At 62.1% G+C, this 16707-nt stretch carries 12 protein-coding genes and 2 pseudogenes; 9 read left to right on the top strand and 5 right to left on the bottom strand.

The features are described from left to right. Positions 1 to 198: 198 nt before the first annotated feature. From LuPra_RS31045 to LuPra_RS31035, 3 genes are all read left to right on the top strand, one after another. A complete protein-coding gene (locus tag LuPra_RS31045) occupies positions 199 to 1116 on the top strand; it encodes a glycosyltransferase (protein ID WP_110174373.1) in 918 nt (305 codons plus the stop codon). A gap of 385 nt (positions 1117 to 1501) precedes the next feature. Further along, complete coding sequence (locus LuPra_RS31040; protein WP_157899905.1) at positions 1502 to 3064, top strand: lipopolysaccharide biosynthesis protein; 1563 nt, start codon at positions 1502 to 1504, stop codon at positions 3062 to 3064. A 413-nt stretch (positions 3065 to 3477) separates the two neighbouring features. Then, positions 3478 to 4371: a glycosyltransferase family 61 protein gene (locus LuPra_RS31035; RefSeq protein ID WP_157899904.1), complete on the top strand. Its 894-nt coding sequence runs from the start codon at positions 3478 to 3480 to the stop codon at positions 4369 to 4371. A gap of 187 nt (positions 4372 to 4558) precedes the next feature. Here LuPra_RS31035 and LuPra_RS34730 read toward each other — a convergent pair. Together LuPra_RS34730 and LuPra_RS33570 are read right to left on the bottom strand one after the other, a co-directional pair. After that, positions 4559 to 4696, bottom strand: a pseudogene (locus tag LuPra_RS34730) (hypothetical protein); the annotation flags it as partial. Positions 4697 to 4821: 125 nt separating this feature from the next. Then, positions 4822 to 5324: pseudogene (locus tag LuPra_RS33570) on the bottom strand (ISAzo13-like element transposase-related protein). A gap of 359 nt (positions 5325 to 5683) precedes the next feature. On the opposite strand from LuPra_RS33570, the gene LuPra_RS32460 reads away from it, so the two are divergent. Continuing rightward, the gene (locus LuPra_RS32460; protein ID WP_157899902.1) at positions 5684 to 6493 is read left to right on the top strand and encodes a class I SAM-dependent methyltransferase; all 810 of its coding nucleotides are present in this window, start codon (positions 5684 to 5686) and stop codon (positions 6491 to 6493) included. Positions 6494 to 6574: 81 nt separating this feature from the next. Here LuPra_RS32460 and LuPra_RS33565 read toward each other — a convergent pair whose 3' ends face one another. Next, the gene (locus LuPra_RS33565; RefSeq protein ID WP_234800637.1) at positions 6575 to 7081 is read right to left on the bottom strand and encodes an IS630 family transposase; all 507 of its coding nucleotides are present in this window, start codon (positions 7079 to 7081) and stop codon (positions 6575 to 6577) included. Continuing rightward, on the bottom strand, positions 7051 to 7560 hold the full coding sequence (locus LuPra_RS33560; RefSeq protein ID WP_234800636.1) for a helix-turn-helix domain-containing protein: 510 nt from the start codon (positions 7558 to 7560) through the stop codon (positions 7051 to 7053). The genes LuPra_RS33565 and LuPra_RS33560 overlap by 31 nt, the downstream gene beginning before the upstream one ends. A 197-nt stretch (positions 7561 to 7757) precedes the next feature. Here LuPra_RS33560 and LuPra_RS31020 point away from each other — a divergent pair, with 197 nt between their 5' ends. Continuing rightward, a complete protein-coding gene (locus tag LuPra_RS31020; protein WP_110174369.1) occupies positions 7758 to 8831 on the top strand; it encodes an IS5 family transposase in 1074 nt (357 codons plus the stop codon). 166 nt (positions 8832 to 8997) lie between these two features. Here the strand turns inward: LuPra_RS31020 and LuPra_RS31015 are convergent, their stop codons facing one another. Next, the gene (locus LuPra_RS31015; RefSeq protein WP_157899901.1) at positions 8998 to 9576 is read right to left on the bottom strand and encodes a hypothetical protein; all 579 of its coding nucleotides are present in this window, start codon (positions 9574 to 9576) and stop codon (positions 8998 to 9000) included. A 38-nt stretch (positions 9577 to 9614) separates the two neighbouring features. On the opposite strand from LuPra_RS31015, the gene LuPra_RS31010 reads away from it, so the two are divergent. The 4 genes from LuPra_RS31010 (at position 9615) to LuPra_RS30995 (ending at position 16580) form a co-directional block, all read left to right on the top strand. Continuing rightward, the gene (locus tag LuPra_RS31010; RefSeq protein ID WP_110174367.1) at positions 9615 to 10550 is read left to right on the top strand and encodes an exosortase/archaeosortase family protein; all 936 of its coding nucleotides are present in this window, start codon (positions 9615 to 9617) and stop codon (positions 10548 to 10550) included. Between the two features lie 7 nt (positions 10551 to 10557). Further along, positions 10558 to 12675 carry an XrtA/PEP-CTERM system histidine kinase PrsK gene (gene prsK, locus LuPra_RS31005; RefSeq protein ID WP_110174366.1) on the top strand — a complete coding sequence of 706 codons (2118 nt, stop codon included), beginning with the start codon at positions 10558 to 10560 and terminating at the stop codon, positions 12673 to 12675. Then, complete coding sequence (gene prsR, locus LuPra_RS31000) at positions 12672 to 14027, top strand: PEP-CTERM-box response regulator transcription factor (RefSeq protein WP_234800635.1); 1356 nt, start codon at positions 12672 to 12674, stop codon at positions 14025 to 14027. The genes prsK and prsR overlap by 4 nt, the downstream gene beginning before the upstream one ends. A gap of 282 nt (positions 14028 to 14309) precedes the next feature. Next, complete coding sequence (locus LuPra_RS30995) at positions 14310 to 16580, top strand: tetratricopeptide repeat protein (RefSeq protein ID WP_162472872.1); 2271 nt, start codon at positions 14310 to 14312, stop codon at positions 16578 to 16580. The last annotated feature ends 127 nt before the right edge of the window (positions 16581 to 16707 follow it).

Genomic DNA, 16707 nt, shown 5'->3' with positions numbered 1-16707 from the left:
TTCGTGAGCGGAAGGAATGCGACCACATGATTGCGCTGTACGTGGGCCCAGGGGTTGGTAGGGTCAGGCTTGTAACAGGCGGCGAGAACGGAAATCCTAGTTCACCCGCGATCCTACGTGAGGTCAGCTCCGTTGCGGTTCGGCGCCCGAAGAGCCAGCTCGGACAACAGCGGGAATGTGGAGGAGAAGAGGCGTACCATGATGGTTGATGTCCTCTTGGCGGCCTACAACGGAGAACGCCACATCGGGCAGCAAATTGAGTCGCTGCTGAGCCAGACGTACCCGCACTGGAGATTGCGCATCCGCGTCGACGGCGGAACGGATAATACGCTGCAAATCTGTCGAAATTTTGCTGATCGGGTTCCCGACAAGATCCAGGTCCTGGAAGATGATCTGGGCAATGTGGGCGTTTTGAGGAGTTTCAACCGGCTACTCGCCTCCCGGGAGGCGCCGTACGTCATGTTCTGCGATCAGGACGACCTCTGGTTGCCGCAGAAGATCGAGCTAACCGTTGCGGCCATGCGGCAGTTGGAACAAGAAGTTGGCGCATCGACGCCGATTCTCGTCCACACTGACTCCGTAATTGTGGACGAACACCTGCAGCAAATCGCGCCTTCTGCGCTCAAATTCTCACACCGCAAGCCGTATTCCGGCCTAGGCCGAGCCTGCATGGAACTCTCCCTGTACGGCCATCAAGTCATGCTCAACGACCCGCTGATCAAGTTGTCCGGCTCCATACCCGAAGGTTTCGTTTCATGGGATTGGTGGTTCCCGTTGGTGGCCATGACCTTCGGGCGCGTGCATCGAATTGACAAGTCGATGACGCTCTGGCGTCGACATCGTGAGGTGCTAAGTCACAACAAGAAACATGCACCGTCCACCTACGCCAGGATGAGGCTATCGGACTGCCGCCGCAAGGTGCACATCTCGCTGCATCAGTGCGAGATGTTTCTTGACAGATTTCGCGACCAGTTGCCGCCGACGCGTCTAGCATTCTTCGAGGGCGTGGCCAAGATACGCGGCGCGAACTTCCTCATGCGTCGTCTGCTGATTATCCGATACAGACTTTTCAAGACCGGGTTGCTCAAGACCTTTGGCGTACTGCTCGGAGCGTAGCCAAAAACTTGAGGCTGATCGATGCGGCGTTGATGAGATCAAATGGCAGCATGGCCATCGCTGACTGGCGCTCGCCTAGCTAGGTTTGCGAAGGTGGAACGCGACGTGATGGCCCCGAGGCATCTTGACCTCGACGGCCGACCTCGCGCGCAAGCTGCGCCGCTACATTCAACAGTACAACCGTGCGGCGAAGCCGCTCCGCTGGATGTATGCCGACCCTTCGCGCCGCTTCGCGTGAGCCGCGATGCCGCTCTTTCAAACAGTCCGCGCGCGCGGCACGCGGGCCAAGACTCGAGCAACAGTGCGAGTACGAACGGATCACGGTCCAACTAACCGGAGCAGCGGTACTGGTGATGAAGTCGACAGAGCGACGGGTGGGAATGGAGTGACACGGCTCTGGTGGGGCCGGTCGACTGCCGCACAGCCTGCCGAAGCCGACAGTGGCGGGTCGCATGATTTTGCCCGGTTCTCCGACACGTCAGCAGCCAAGGCCGATTTGAAGCGGAATGCCGTCCGCGGCTTTAGTCAGACCCTGGCTTTGGGCGCCGCAGAGTTCGCACTCAGGTTGGCATTCACGGCCGTCCTTGCGCGCCTCGTGTCGCCCGAGCAGTTCGGCTTGTTCATGGTAGTGGCCGCCGTGACCGCCATTGCCGACCAGTTCCGGGATCTTGGATTGTCCACTGCGACCATCCAGCGAGAGAACATCACGCACCAGGAAGTTTCGAATTTGTTCTGGATCAACGCCGCCGCAGGTGTCCTCTTGGCGGTCGTGATCAGTGCTCTGTCGCCGCTCGTATCCCTGTACTTCAGGGAGCCTCGCCTGACGGCCGTGACGATCGCATTGGCCTCCACTTTCGTGCTCAGCTCCTTGTCGGTGCAGCACGAAGCACTACTGGGTCGACAGATGCGGCTCGGACCCAAGGCGGTCATGCGTCTCGTCGCCTTCACTATCAGCTCTGGCGTGGCCACTGCAATGGCGATGGCCGACTACGGCTATTGGTCGTTGGTCTGGCGCGAGATCGTCAGAAGCGCACTAATCGTCGCAGCAGCGTGGGTGTTATGCCGGTGGGTGCCAAGCCGGCCCCGGGCAGGCACCGATGTACGAGCGCTGGTTCGGTTCGGTTCAGGTCTCACGGCAACGTACATGCTAACGTCGCTCGCGAGTGGGCTCGACAGATTCCTTCTCGGGCGACTTCAGGGCGCCGCGGTGGTGGGGCTCTATCGGCAATCTTACCAATTGGTGATGGCGCCCATGGCGCAGTTGATGGGCCCGCTGTATCAGGTGTCTCTTCCAAGTATGAGCATGCTGCAGGATCAACCGGACCGCTTCCGCCGCGCGTACGCCAGGATTGTTTCAATCGTGGCGACGGTGAGCATGCCGCTGGGGGTGCTGATCGCCATCTGTGCTGACGAAATCACGTCCGTGGTGCTCGGGCCGCGTTGGAGCGGCGCAGGAACTTTCATCAGGATTTTCGCAGTTGGCGCGCTTGTTCAGTCGGTCTTTTCAACGATGGGATTCGTATTGGTCAGCCTCGGCCGGTCAGCGGAACTGCTGAAGCTGACCATCGTCCACACCGCGTGGCGGGTCGCACTGATGTCGGCCGGTGCCGTCTGGGGTGGCTATGGCGTCGCAGTGGCTGACGTCGCGAGCACGGCCACCGCCTTCCTGCCCTTCCTGCACTGGGCGATGCGAGGCTCCGCGGTATCCACGGCGACGTTCCTCACAGCTCTCGCCAGGCCGTTCTTCGCCAGCGTGTTTCTGGCTGGCGCCCTCGCTCTACTCAGGGCTTTTCTACCGGCAGGGGCACCGGCGACATCGCTCGCAGCATCAGTGGGACTTACATTGCTAGCCTTTCCGGCCGCAGTGATTCTGCTGCCCGGTGGGAGGGCGGACGTCAAGGCGGTCAGCTCAATGGTTACGTCCCTCATGATTCGCGCCCGCGAGTAGAGCTCGGACAAGCAGATGTCTGATCGACGCGGTGCTCGTCGACAATCGCTCAAGAAGCTGGGCAGATAGCGATGTCGGACCTTAGATCCGCCGCAGCCAGACTGTTGCCACGTCTGGGCCGGAGCGCCTCAAGAGCTTACGCAAGAGCTACGCGCGCTGCCAGAAGGCTTGCTGCTCGAGTTGTCTATGCCCTGCCTGGCTTGGCCGACCGCAACCCTAGACGACGGGTGCGTGGGATCTTTGACTGCTGTAGACCCGTTTCCGTCTCCGACCTGGTCAGCCCGCAGAACTCGGGCGATGCAGCAGCAGTAATGCACGCTGCCGACACTATCAGGCGGAGGTTGCCAGGCGCGCTTCTGGACGGTGACGCAGCCGCTTTCAAACGGGCAATTGAGCGATATCAGAGCGGCTGCGTGAGTGAGGTGCCGGCTGTTGGCGTAGCTCGGTTCGAGAACGCCAGGCTCAGTCGGCGTGACCTGCTAGTCACAACTGACTCTGGCGACATCGTGTACGAGTCGGCCCTGAATCAGTGGGCTGTCTTGGAATCCAACGGCATTCTGGACTCCATCCTGCCGGCTGACGGCGCAAGAGTTAAGGGCTCCCACGTTCTCCTCGGTCACCCTTGGTCTTTTGGCTACTATCACTGGCTTTTCGAGGCGCTTCCTAGACTCTCGCTCATTGACGCTATACCCGAGCTCAGTGAGCTTCCCTTAATCCTTCCGGGCGACGCAAAGCCGTTCCAGCTAGAGTCCATCGTCCGCGTCGGCATAGACATCGACCGTCTCTGGAGGCCATCGACAGAGGTGAGTGTTGTTGATCGACTCTACCTCCCGACCTTGTTTGCTCCGTCAGGTGTGCCGAGCCCAAAAGCTGTTGCTTGGCTGCGGCGCGCATTTCTGGCAGCCGAAGATACCCAGCCGCCAACGGGGCGAAGGCTCTACCTGTCTCGTTCGGACGCACCTCAGCGCAGACTGCTCAACGAAGAAGAGGTCGTCGGCTACTTGACGAGTGTTGACTATGAAGTCGTTCGAGCAGGCGACTACTCGTTTGACGAACAGGTCTCGATCTTTGCCGGCGTCACGCATGTCGTCGCTCCGCACGGAGCGGCTGTGTCCAACATGGCGTTTGCGCCACGGGGAACCCAACTAATCGAACTGTTTGGCGACTCCTACGTCAACGGTTGCTACTGGGCGCTCGCGAGCATTTTAGACCAGCCCTATGGCTGTGTGATCGGCAAATCAGAAGGCCTTGACTACACTGTATCTCTCGGAAGGCTCAAACAAGTAATGGCCAACCTAAGAGGTTAGGGGATTGTGATCGAGTACCGAGGCCAAAGTCAATGTGAATGACTTCCCACAGACTGCGCTGCCGCTGTTGTCGACGGACCATGCAGCCTCCGCGCTGTCATCGGAACTGGCCGCGCCGCCGCACCTACGTCCACACGCGGGTGCCAGTGAGCTCGGCCAGCTCACGGATGATCGCCTGGAAGCGATCCTACGCGTCGACGCCCTCGCGGACCCTGTCCACGATCGCGTACGGGACACGCTGGCTGCGGTTTTTTCCCTCGCCGGCCCAATGGGCGAGCTGCACGGCGGGGTGCGTCTCGCCCCGTGCACACCGGCAATTCGGCTTGCCGCAGGCGCGCCCGCGGCAAGCCTACGCGCCGAAGACCATGCGCGCGGCAGGCGGTGGAGCTCTCGGCGCAGCCTAAGGCATTTGCTCGAATTTGATAGTCAACTGGGTCTGGGACGAAGTTCCTAGTTCTCCATGAAGCGCATGCGGATGCGGGCCAAGCCGCGCGCAGACCGGCGGTGGGCGGGTGTGCCGATGAACGCCACGACGGTTTCGAACGTCCGGGGCGGACGGGCGCGCCAGTTCTGCGTGATGTGACAGAACAAGGGTGCTTGATCTTGTTCCACTTGCTGGTTACCGCGCGGGAAATGCGACACGTGAATCGCGAGTTGCCGGTCGTCAGCGAGTCGTTGCAGGCCCGCCTTCCAGGCGCTCGAGCGGTACGCATTGCTGCCGCCGGCATCGACGTGATGTACGGCGCCGCCGGATACGCGTGCCCGCCCATCATCGCCCACCACTGCCGAATCGACGCGACTGCGAAGGCTGGCGGATCATGATCGCGCCCGACCGTCGTGGAACTCACGTGCCAGCCGTCCTGGGCCAGGGCGGCCGTCAACTTCGCGCGACTCTTGCAGGTCCAGCGCAGCGGCGACCGCGGATCGCCTCGGGTGACGACGACCGCCTCCAAGGCCGCGGCGACGCCTGGTTGGCTATCGCCGATGCCACGACGGCCGGCCCCGGAGACGAATGCGCGTGGTCAGCGTCACGCCGTCCGCCAACTCGCGGCGTCCGTTGGCAATGGTTTGTCGGGCCAAGCCCGTCGCCGCCGACACGAGTGCGTCGCCGCCGCCGTACCCGCTCGCTACCGACTCGCGAGGCGGCGGTGAACGAACTTCGTCCGCGTTTGGCCGCGATGGTCTTCGTCGTGCGCGGGCGGCGCGCCACCCCACGGTATCGGAGGCCACTTACTATAATGGTCTTTGAAAAGGTTGTAACAAGTGTCGTTAATATAGATTCTCACTCCCAGATGAAAGTGGAATCAAAACAATGTTGAATCTTGATCAATACTTGTCAAATATACAAAGTCTTAGAAAATCACTTACTAGGGAGCAAAAAGCAAAACTTAAAGAGTTTCAAGCTTTTAGGTTTCGTTGGCTCCAGGGTTTTGTCTATCGAATCTTCTTTGGTTCAAATTTAAAAATCTTAGCCACACTCTATATTTGTGATAAATGGGGCTTCCACCGGTATGTACCACATTATGAAACTCACTTAGCTCATCGACGGAAAGAGAAGCTCAAAGTCCTAGAAATAGGAATAGGTGGTTACGATAACCCTAAAGCAGGAGGAGCTTCATTGAGAATGTGGCGCACCTATTTCCCAAAGTCTCTTATATTCGGAATTGATATTTATGATAAAACCTGTCACGAAGAACGTCGGATTAAGACATTTCAAGGTTCCCAAATAGACGAAAATTTTTTAGAAAAGGTCGTGCAAGAAATACGAAAAGTTGATGTAATTATTGATGACGGTAGTCATATTAATGAACATATCATTTACACATTCAATTACTTATTTCCTAAGTTAAGCGAAAACGGTATATACATAATAGAAGACCTTCAAACTTCATATTGGCCATCTCATGGTGGATCAAGCGAGGATTTCAATCGTTCTGATACAGCGATGGGATTTCTAAAAAGTTTGACTGATGGACTCAATCATGAAGAATACATGTTAAGAAGTTACGAACCAAACTATTTTGATAAGCATATTGTGGGGATATTTTTTTACCACAATATGGTCTTTATTCAGAAGGGAATAAACAATGAAGCCAGTATTGCCAATTTCAATACACCATAGCATTCTCTGGGGAGGCGGGCCGGCGTTGTGTCGTTGGGAGGGTGGGTCTGCGAACGAACCTTATGTGGCCTCAGCCGTCGGCTAACTAAACCAATTGGCTGTATCAACTGAACCTGAAGTATCACGCGATGCGCCGCGCGGGGTCGCGAAATAGGTCCGGCGGACCGGCTTCGCCACGCGGTTGTAGCGATCGGTGTATCGCCGAATCTTGCGGGCAAGGTCGGTCGTCGAGGTAAGGATACCGCGGGCGAGCAGGTCGCGCGCGATCTTGCTGAACCACAGCTCGACCTGGTTCAGCCACGAGCTGTAGGTCGGGGTGAAGTGGATCTGGACCGACGGATGCGCCTCGAGGAATGCCGCCACCTGCTTGGTCTTATGAGCCGACGGATTGTCCGCGATGATGTGGATCTCGCGGCCTGCCGGCCGACTGGCCACCACAGTGCTGAGAAAGGCGATGGATTCCGCGCTGGTGAGCCGCTCTGCGGTCTTCCCGATCACTTCGCCGGTGTCGGTGTTGAGGGCCGCATTCGGCGAGAGCCTGCCGGTGCCGGACGTACTCAGTCGTGTCGCTCCGCGCGACCTGGCCACAGCGGCAGGATGGGGTCGCGACGGTCCAACGCTTGAATCGCGGTTTTCTCGTCGACACAGAACACGACGGCGTGCAGCGGCGGCGGCAAGTACAAGCCGATGAAGTCGCCGGCCTTGGTCTCGAAATCGGGGTCGGTCGAGCGCATGTAGCGCTCCAGGCGATGCGGTTGCAAACCTGCGCGCTTCCAGATGCGCGCCACCATGGTGTGCGAGAGCTTGAGCCGAGTGGCCAGCGTCCGGGTCGACCAGTGCGTGGCGCCATCGGGCGGCGTCTTGTGCGTCCACGCGAGCACGCGTGCCTCGACGGCGGTGGTCGGGCGCGAGCCTTGATGCGGTCCCCACACGCCGCGCAAGCGGTCAGCCAGGAAGCGCGCCTTCCACTTGACAATCGTCGCCGAGGTCCAGCCGGTGGCGGCGGTCACCTCGGCGTAAGAATGATGGTCGGCCAAGAGCAGCAGGGCGCGGGCACGACGCGCCAAGTCGGCTCGGCCGCTACCGGCGCGCCCGTAGCGTTCCAGTCCGCACGTTCATCTTCGGTGAGCACGACGTCGCCCAGGGGCTGCGGTATGGCCCAGTGTGCATGTTTACGAATGATTAAGACAGTCCACTAGGAGCTTGCTGAAAAACGTTATCTGAGGGATCGACAACGCGGATCCCGAGCACTACGATCACGGGCATGCGCGGAGACGACCGTCAGCCCACATCGATGTTCAGCTACGTCTCGGCCGAGGATCGCGTCCCGGCCGACCATCCGCTGCGCCCGATCCGCGCGCTGGTCGACGAGATCCTGCGCGACATGTCGCGCGAGTTCGATGGGCTCTACGCCCGCGTCGGTCGTCCGTCGATTCCGCCCGAGCGCCTGCTGCGGGCGCAGTTGCTGCAGCTGTTCTACTCGATCCGCAGCGAGCGCCTGCTGATGGAGCAGCTCGATTACAACATCCTGTTCCGGTGGTTCGTGGGGCTCGAGATGGACGAGCCGATCTGGGTCCCGACCGTCTTCACCAAGAACCGCGATCGCTTGCTGAATCAGGAGGTCGCGCGCCAGTTCCTGCAACGGGTCGTCGACCGGGCCTCGGCGTGGATGTCTGACGAGCACTTCACCGTCGACGGCACGTTGATCGAGGCCTGGGCGAGTCAGAAGAGTTTTCAGCCGAAGGACGGGCCGCCCGAGGGTGATGGCCGCAACTTCCATGGCCAAACACGCACCAACGACACGCACGCCTCCAAGACCGATCCGGATGCGCGGTTGTATCGCAAATCGTTCCAGAGCGAGGCGCGGCTGGCGTACCTCGGGCACGTGCTGATGGAGAATCGCCACGGTTTGATCGTGGACGGCATGGCCACGACGGCGGATGGCCACGCCGAACGCGACGCCGCGCTGCTGATGCTGCAGAAGCATGCGCGTCCGTCGCGCCCGCGCACGCTCGGCGCGGACAAACTGTTCGACACCCGCGATTTCGTCGATGTCACGCGGCAACTCGGATACACGCCGCACGTCAGCCAGAACGTGAAGCGGACGGGCGGCAGCGCGATCGATCGCCGCACGACCCGGCATGCCGGCTACGAGATCAGTCAAGCCTGTCGGCCCAGGATTGAACGCGTCTTCGGCTGGCTCAAACCGCTGGCCGGCCTCCGCAAGGTGAAGCTCCGCGGGCTCGACAAGGTGGACAGCCTCTTCGTCTTCGCGTGCGCGGCTTTCAACCTGCGACGACTGCCGAGGCTCATCGCGATGGCGGCCCCGCCCGCGTAAGGCGCTCGCCGACCGTGCGGCCACGGGCCGCCTCGGTCGACACGCCCACGTGCGGCAGCCTGAGTAGGTCACGTCTCGCACAGTCCGAGCGCAGAAGTCATCCGTCATGGCCGGTTCTTCAGCAAGCTCCTAGAGGGAGCGTACCGGCCGGACTTGAGATCTATCGCTACGGGGCGCGGGGGAGCGTCAAGAGGACGTAGAAGCGGTAGTACTGCAGCTTGATCCACTGCTCCACGACGTTCTGGACGCCGTGCCAGGTGTCCGTCCACCTCTCCACGGCAGACAAGGGACCCGGTTCACAATGGAGTCGGACTCCGGCTTTGCCTAGGGTCGCCGAGTAGATCAGTGCAGACCGTCGGCTCCTGAACAGCGGCGTGACCACGATCACCGACTTGAGGCCAGCGCGTGCTAGGAAGTCGCCGATGTCTCGTGCGGCGTTGAGGGTGATCGGCTCGACCTGTCGGATTGGTACGATGTCCACCGAGCCCACTCGCGACAACTGGGCCAGGACTTCTGCCACGCCCAGGGCTACCCGATTGGGCAAGCCGGTTGCCGCGTCGATTGCCACCGGCACGAGTACTCGCGGAGCCATTGCGGCGTTTCGGAGGTTGCGCGCGCGCTCGAACAGGAGATAGTCCGGGTCGAAGTTGTCGATAAGGATCGCGTCGCTTGGCAGCAAGACAGACTCGCAGACCAGGCTGCGGCCGATGGCTGCCGTCCACCACGCACTGGTGAGCCAAGACATGAGGAGCAGCGCTCCAATCACGCCGATGCGAAGCTTCCATGTCGTTCGCCAGCACTGGGCACGGTAGAAGAGATGGCGCGTCCAGCGTCGAGTCCGGTCGGGCACGGCCGATCATACTGTCAGACATTCGCTTGATTCCCTACCTCGTCGTCCTGACCATTGCCTTCATCTGGCCGCTCGCGCGGTTGATGACGTATGTCGCCGCCAGCAACCTCCACTCGTACGTACTGCTGGTGCCCGGGATTGCCGCATACCTCCTCTACGAGCGAGCGACGTTGCTGCCAAAGCCGGGGCGGCCGGCGGCGCCTGCCACGTTCATTCTTGCCTTTGTCGGAGCCATGGCGCTCGCGGCAAGCCTCGTCTGGCGCAGCCGCCTGAGCCTGAACGACTACTTGGGCCTGATAGCGCTCGCCTACGTGGCTTTCGTCGCGGTCGGCGGTTTTTGGTTTCGAGGCTCGCGATGGATGCGGGCCGCAGCCTTCCCGTTTGCCTTTCTCCTATTCCTCGTTCCACTTCCCGACACCACGGTGGACGCAATCGAGAAGGGCTCGCAGTTCGCGTCAGCGGAAGCAGCGGCGGGGTTCTACCACCTTGCCGGAACGCCGCTCGTGCGGCAGGGGCTGAGGTTCGAGCTCCCGAACATCACGCTCGTCGTCGCCCAGGAATGCAGCGGCATCCGCTCCAGCCTGGTGCTGTTCATCACCAGCATCATTGCCGCCAACGTCTTTCTGTCGAGTACGTGGCGGCGACTCGCTCTCGTGCTCTTCGTGATTCCGCTCGGCATCATCCGCAACGGCTTTCGCGTCTGGGTGCTGGGCGAACTGTGCATCCGCGTCGGCACCCACATCCTCGACTCCGCCCTCCACCATCGCGGCGGGCCGATCTTCTTCGCCTTATCGCTCGGACCGTTCTTCCTCGTGCTGTGGTGGCTGCGGCGCGGCGAGCGGCAGACCCCCATGTCGAAGGCGGCCTGAACCAGGCATGCTTCTGATCCCGCTCGTGCCGTTCGCGGCCTCGACGCTCGCCCTCCTGCTCGCGGCAGCCAGCCTCGTCCGCAGGACGCCCTCGATCGCCACCTGGAGCTTCTCGGCAGGCATGCTACTCCTGGGACTGGACAGCCTCTGCACTGGGCTGGCGTTGCATGCCCCGACCTGGACCGAGCTGGTCAGATGGCTGACCATCGGCATGGTGGCGAAAGCCTGTCTCCCCGCCGTCTGGCTGGCGTTCAGCCTGACGTACGCGCGTGCCGAGGCTCGGGACGCGCTGATCCGCGCCCGGTGGGTGCTCGCTCTCTCCGCAGCCGTTCCGTTGAGTATCGCTGTCGGTCTGCCAGGCCGACTCCTCGACGTGGTGCCTCCCGACGAGACTGGCACCGTTCTGTTCGTTCGATCGGAGGGGGTCGCTCGCGCGTTCCACTCGGTGCTGCTGCTCGGGCTCGTGATGCCGCTGATGAACCTGGAGCAGACGTTTCGCGCCGCCGTCGGCACCATGCGTTGGCGAATCAAGTACGTCGTGATCGGCATGGCGGTCATCTTCGGCGGCTACATCTTCGTGCGCAGCCAGGCCATTCTGTACCTCGCCTACGAACCCTCGATCGCCGGCGTCGAGAGCAGCGCGCTAATGGTCGGATGCGTGTTCCTTGTACTCGCCTACGCGCGCAATGGCTTCGGAAGCCTCGACGTCTACCCCTCCCGTGCCGTCCTCCGCTCGTCGCTCACCGTCCTCCTCGTCGGCGGCTACCTGTTCATCGTCGGCGTGCTGGCGCAGTCGGTCCGGCGCTTTGGCGGCGCCGAGAGCTTCCAGGTGCAGGCCTTCATCGTGCTCATCGGCATGGCAGGCCTCGCTGTGCTCCTGCTCTCCGACCGGCTTCGCCAACGTCTGCAAGCGCTCGTCGGTCGCCACTTCGGCAAAGCCCAGCACGACTCGACGCGACTCTGGGCTGATCTGTCGCGACGCCTCGCGGCCGTTACCGACGAGCGACGCCTCGCCGCGGCAACTGCGACGCTGACGGCGAGCACCTTCGACGTCCTCGCTGTGTCGGTGTGGCTGGGAGACACGTCGAGCGGACGCGTTCGCTTCGCTGCGGCTACTGCGCCGTCGGGGACCGCAGTAAAGGATGATGGCGCGCCGGGTTGGGCCGAGATGGCGGCAGGGCTGGCGCGGCAACCTGCGCCATTCGACCTGGAGGCTGTAGACGCTCCTTGGGCGGAAGCGTTGAGACAACTGTGTCCATCCACATTCACCAGCGGAGGTCCGCGTTGGTGCGTGCCATTACGATCGGCGGAGCGAGTCCGCGGAGCGATCGTCCTCGCCGATCGCGTGAACGGCGTGCCGTACTCCAGCGAGGAGGCCGAGCTGCTTCAGTGCCTTGGCGACCAGACGGCATCGGCGCTCGAGAATCTCCATCTTGGCGACGAGGTCGCCCGCGGGCGAGAACTCGAAGCCTTCCGCTCGATGTCGGCGTTCTTCGTGCACGACCTCAAGAACGCCACGGCATCACTCAACCTGATGCTGAAGAATCTGCCCGTGCACTTCGACGACCCCGCCTTCCGCGCCGACGCGCTCAGGGGGATCAGCAACACCGTGACGCGCATCGACGGCTTGATCGAGCGGCTGACCTCTCTGCGCGAACAGCCTGGCGTCCGCCTCGCGCCCGTGCCTCTCGACGGCGTCCTCGACGAGGCCGTCGCCGAGATGGGCCAGACAGCGGTTGGCGTCGAGCGTGACGTGAAGTCGATTCTACCGCCCATCCTCGCCGACCGGGATCAGCTACGCAGCGTTGTCACTAACCTCCTGCTCAACGCCCGCGACGCGATGGCCGGTCGAGCGGGCAGCATTCGCGTCAGCGCTTACACCGCCGATGAACGCGTGGTGCTCGTCATCGCCGACAATGGCTGCGGCATGACTCCGGCCTTTATCCGCGACTCGCTCTTCCGCCCCTTCCAGAGCACCAAGTCGCGGGGCCTCGGGATCGGCATGTTCCAGGCGCGCCGGGTGATCGAGGCGCAGGGCGGCTGGATTGATGTCGAGAGCCAGCAGGGTGTCGGCACCACGGTCCGGATCATTCTGCCCGCGGCGGAAGAGGTGCAGACCACGTGACCAAGCCTCGCGTGCTCGTCGTCGACGACGATGAGGACATCCGCGTGCAGATGAAGTGGGCCCTGGCTGCCGACTATGAGGTGTCGATGGCCGGGGACCGGATGTCGGCGGTTGCCGCCTATACAACCGAACGGCCGCTCGTGACGCTTCTCGACCTTGGATTGCCGCCGTCGCCAAACGACCCGACCGAGGGACTGGCGACGCTCTCGGGATTGCTCGTCCTCGACCGTCAGGCCAAGGTCGTCATCGTGTCTGGACAGGGAGAGAAGGCGAACGCCCTCAGCGCTGTTGGCGCCGGCGCGTGGGATTTCCTTTCCAAGCCGGTCGATACCGACGAACTCGGTCGGGTGCTCGCACGTGGCGTGTACGTGGCCCAGCTGGAACGCGAGTATCGGGCCGTGCAGGAAGAAACCCGGGCGGAGGCGTTTGAAGAGATGATCGGCTCGAGCGCCGCGATGCATACGGTGTTCGCGTTCGTGCGCAAGGTCGCCAACACCAGTGCGCCGGTCCTTATCCTCGGAGAAAACGGCACGGGCAAGGAGATGGTCGCCCGCGCCCTGCACCGGCGGAGCCGTCAGCGCGACGCGCCCTTTGTCGCCATCAACTGCGGGGCAATACCCGAGGCGTTGCTCGAGAGCGAGCTGTTCGGCCACGAGAAGGGTGCGTTCACCGGGGCCCATGCCTTGCGTAAGGGCCTCATCGAGACGGCCGCCGGTGGCACGCTGTTTCTCGACGAGATTGGCGAACTGTCGGCGCAACTGCAGGTCAAGCTGCTGCGCTTCCTGCAGGAGAAGAACTTTCAGCGTGTCGGCGGGCGCCAGGAGATCCAGAGCGACGCCCGCGTTGTCGCGGCCACGAACGTCAACCTTCAGGAGTCGGTCGCGAGCGGCAAGTTCCGTGAAGATCTCTACTTCCGTCTGGCGGTGCTCGTCGTCCGGCTACCCGCCATGCGCGAGCGTGGGGATGACGTCACGCTCGTCGCAAAGGAGTTCCTGCGCCGTTATGGCGCGCAGCACCTGAGGACCGGACTGACATTCGCCCCCGACGCGCTACGCGCCATGAACCAGCACGCGTGGTCAGGCAATGTTCGAGAACTCCAAAACCGCGTCCAGCGGGCCGTCATCATGTCCGAAGGCAAGCGCGTCACGGCCCGGGATCTCGAACTGGTCGACGGCTCGGATGCCCTGTCGTTGCCCACGCTGAGGGAGGCGCGCGAACAGGTCGAGCGGGAGCTCGTCCAGGAGTCCCTGCGCCGACACGGAGGCAAGATTACGCCGGCGGCACAGGAGCTCGGCATCAGCCGGCCAACGTTCTACGAATTGCTGGACAAGCTGGGGATCGCGAGGGAGTAAGCTGACCGGCTCACGAGATCGGGGTTTTTCTCTTCGATGTGCAGCCCCACGGCTGTGGCATTGAACTGCCCAACCTCACGGACGTCGCCTCGCACCCCGCAGAACAACAGCCCGCTTGGCGGACCTTCGGCATGTGGCTAAAACCGAGAGATCTTCGCCGCAGGCATCTCGTCGACGGAGTCAAATTGGGCGTCCAAGCTGCCGTCTAGAGCCGGAGTCGGATGCGATATGGTTCCAGGTGGTTCGTTCACTCCAGGTAGGCTCAATGCAAGGAGATGGAAGATGCGCAACACTCGAAGCCGTCGCTTCGGCGTGCTGATTCTTGCGGCGCTGCTGGCGTCGTCCTGCAGCAACCCGGAAAAGCAAAAAGTGCAACACCTGGAACGGGGCGACCAGTACGCGGCCGAAAAGCGGGATGAGTTTGCGGTGATCGAATACGCCAGCGCTCTCAAGATCGATCCCAAGTTTGGCGAGGCCCGGTTTAAGCTGGCGCAGACGTACGAGCGACTGGAAAACATGCGTGCCGCTGCCCCTGAGTACGTGCGCGCAGCCGACGTCCTCCCCGACAATCGAGAAGCACAAATCAAGGCGACGCAGATCTTGTTGATCGGTCAGCGTTTCGGGGACGCGCAGGCACGCGCGAAGGCGCTGCTCGCTAAGAACCCGAAAGACGTCGAGGCGCTGCTCCTCCACGCGGCGGCGATGGCGTCCCTTCGAGACCCGGAGGGCGCGATTGGGCAGATCGAAGAGGCACTCAAGGTCAGCCCCGACAGCAGCCCGGCGTTCCTAAATCTCGGCGCCGTGCGCATGCAGGGCGGCCAGTCCAAGGAGGCCGAAGCGGCATTTCGTCATGCTGTGGAGTTGGCCCCGTCATCGGTGAACGCCAAGGTGGCGCTCGCCAACTTCCTCTGGGCGACTGAACGGACGTCGGAAGCGGAGGGCATTCTCAAGGAGGCCCTCACGCTGGACCCGAAAAATCTTGTGGCCAACCGAATGCTCGGCATGCTGTACGTGGCCACACGGCGGGTCAGGGAGGCAGAGCAACCTCTCAAGGTCCTGGCCGAGAGTACGAAGACGCCGGCGGCCCGTTTTCAACTGGCCGACTATTACACAAGCGTCGGCCGCAGGCAGGACGCCGCAAATGTTCTGACCCCGCTCTCGTCCAACCGCGCGACGTTTGTTGAGGCCGAGGCGAGACTTGCCGCGCTGGAGTACGCCGACAATCGCGTGGCGGAAGCCCACAAGCGTCTCGACAACGTCTTGGGGCGGGCGCCGAATCACGCTGGCGCGCTCGCTATGAAGGCGCGGTGGCTGACGACGGAGGGCAAGCTCGACGAGGCACTTGATCGTGCCAAGGCCGCCGTTGCCGCCGATCGGCAATCGGTGGCAGCCCAGTTCACGTTAGCCACCGTCCATGACAGGCGGGGGGAAGTTGCTGACGCCATCAAGTCGTTCAGCGAGGTGTTGCGACTTAACCCGCGCGTGACTGCCGCACAGTTGGAGCTCTCCAGGCTGAGCCTGATCACCGGCGACAAGTCAGGGGCTTTGCAATACGCAGAGCAGGCCCGCCAGGCTGAGCCCGCGAATTTGCAGGCGCGGGTGGCGCTGGCACGTAGCCTCATCGCGGCAGGCAATACGGCTCGCGCCGAGGCCGAGGTCGCAACGCTGCTCAAGGGGGCGCCAACCGCCGGCGTGGTGCATGCCGTTAACGCAACGCTCCATGCAAGCAAGGGGGACGCGGCGGCCGCGAGGAGCTCGTTCGAGCGTGCACTCGAACTCGCGCCGGGATTGTACGAGGCGCTCCGCGGGCTTACGTATCTGGATCTTGCGGCGAAGAATCCTGCGTCGGCGATTGCCCGACTCGAGCCGGAGATTGCCAGACAGCCAACCAGTGGTCCCTTGTTGGTGCTGTTGGCACGATCTCACATCGCGGCGGGCGATGAAGCAAAGGCCGAACAGGCGCTTCGTCGCGCGGTATCCGCGGATCCTCGTTTTACGCTGGGCTACACCTTGTTGGCCGAGCTCTATTTCAAACAGCGCCGCGTCGACCAAGCGCGCGCCGAGTTCGAGGTCATCGCCAATCGCGACCCGGCGGCCGTTCATGCGCGGACGATGGTCGGGATGCTGCTCGAAGGGCAGGGCAAGCGGGACCAAGCCAGAAAAGCGTACGAAACGGCGGTGAACGGTCCGGGGAAGGCACCGCTCGCGGCAAACAACCTCGCCTTCATTTACGCTGAACAGGGGACGAATCTAGACCTCGCGCTCCAGCTCGCGACGTCGGCAAAGCAGCAAATGCCCGACGACCCGAGTGTGGACGATACGCTGGGTTGGGTCTATTACAAGAAAGCCTTGCCGTCCTTGGCAGCTAAGCCGCTCGAAGAAAGTCTCAGGAAGCGCCCGGACTCGGCCGAGGTTTTGTACCACCTGGGGTTGACCTACGCCAAGCTCGGTGAAAAAGAAAAGTCTCGCCAGGCTTTGGAACGAGCATTGAAGCTCGACCCCAGAATTGGCGGCGAAGAGGCGAAGCAGACCTTGGCGATGGTTTCCAAATAGGGGCCGGACGAGAGAGCCCCAACGCGTCGGCAGACTTTACGATCTTGCCAGGGCTATAAGAGCTCCCTCACTAGTGACAATCTAGCTTCACCGCATAAAGTACACAGAATGCAGGGGATAAGTACCA

The sequence above is a fragment of the Luteitalea pratensis genome (assembly GCF_001618865.1).
GTDB classification, from domain to species: domain Bacteria; phylum Acidobacteriota; class Vicinamibacteria; order Vicinamibacterales; family Vicinamibacteraceae; genus Luteitalea; species Luteitalea pratensis.
This window is presented reverse-complemented; position numbering and strand designations above follow the sequence as displayed.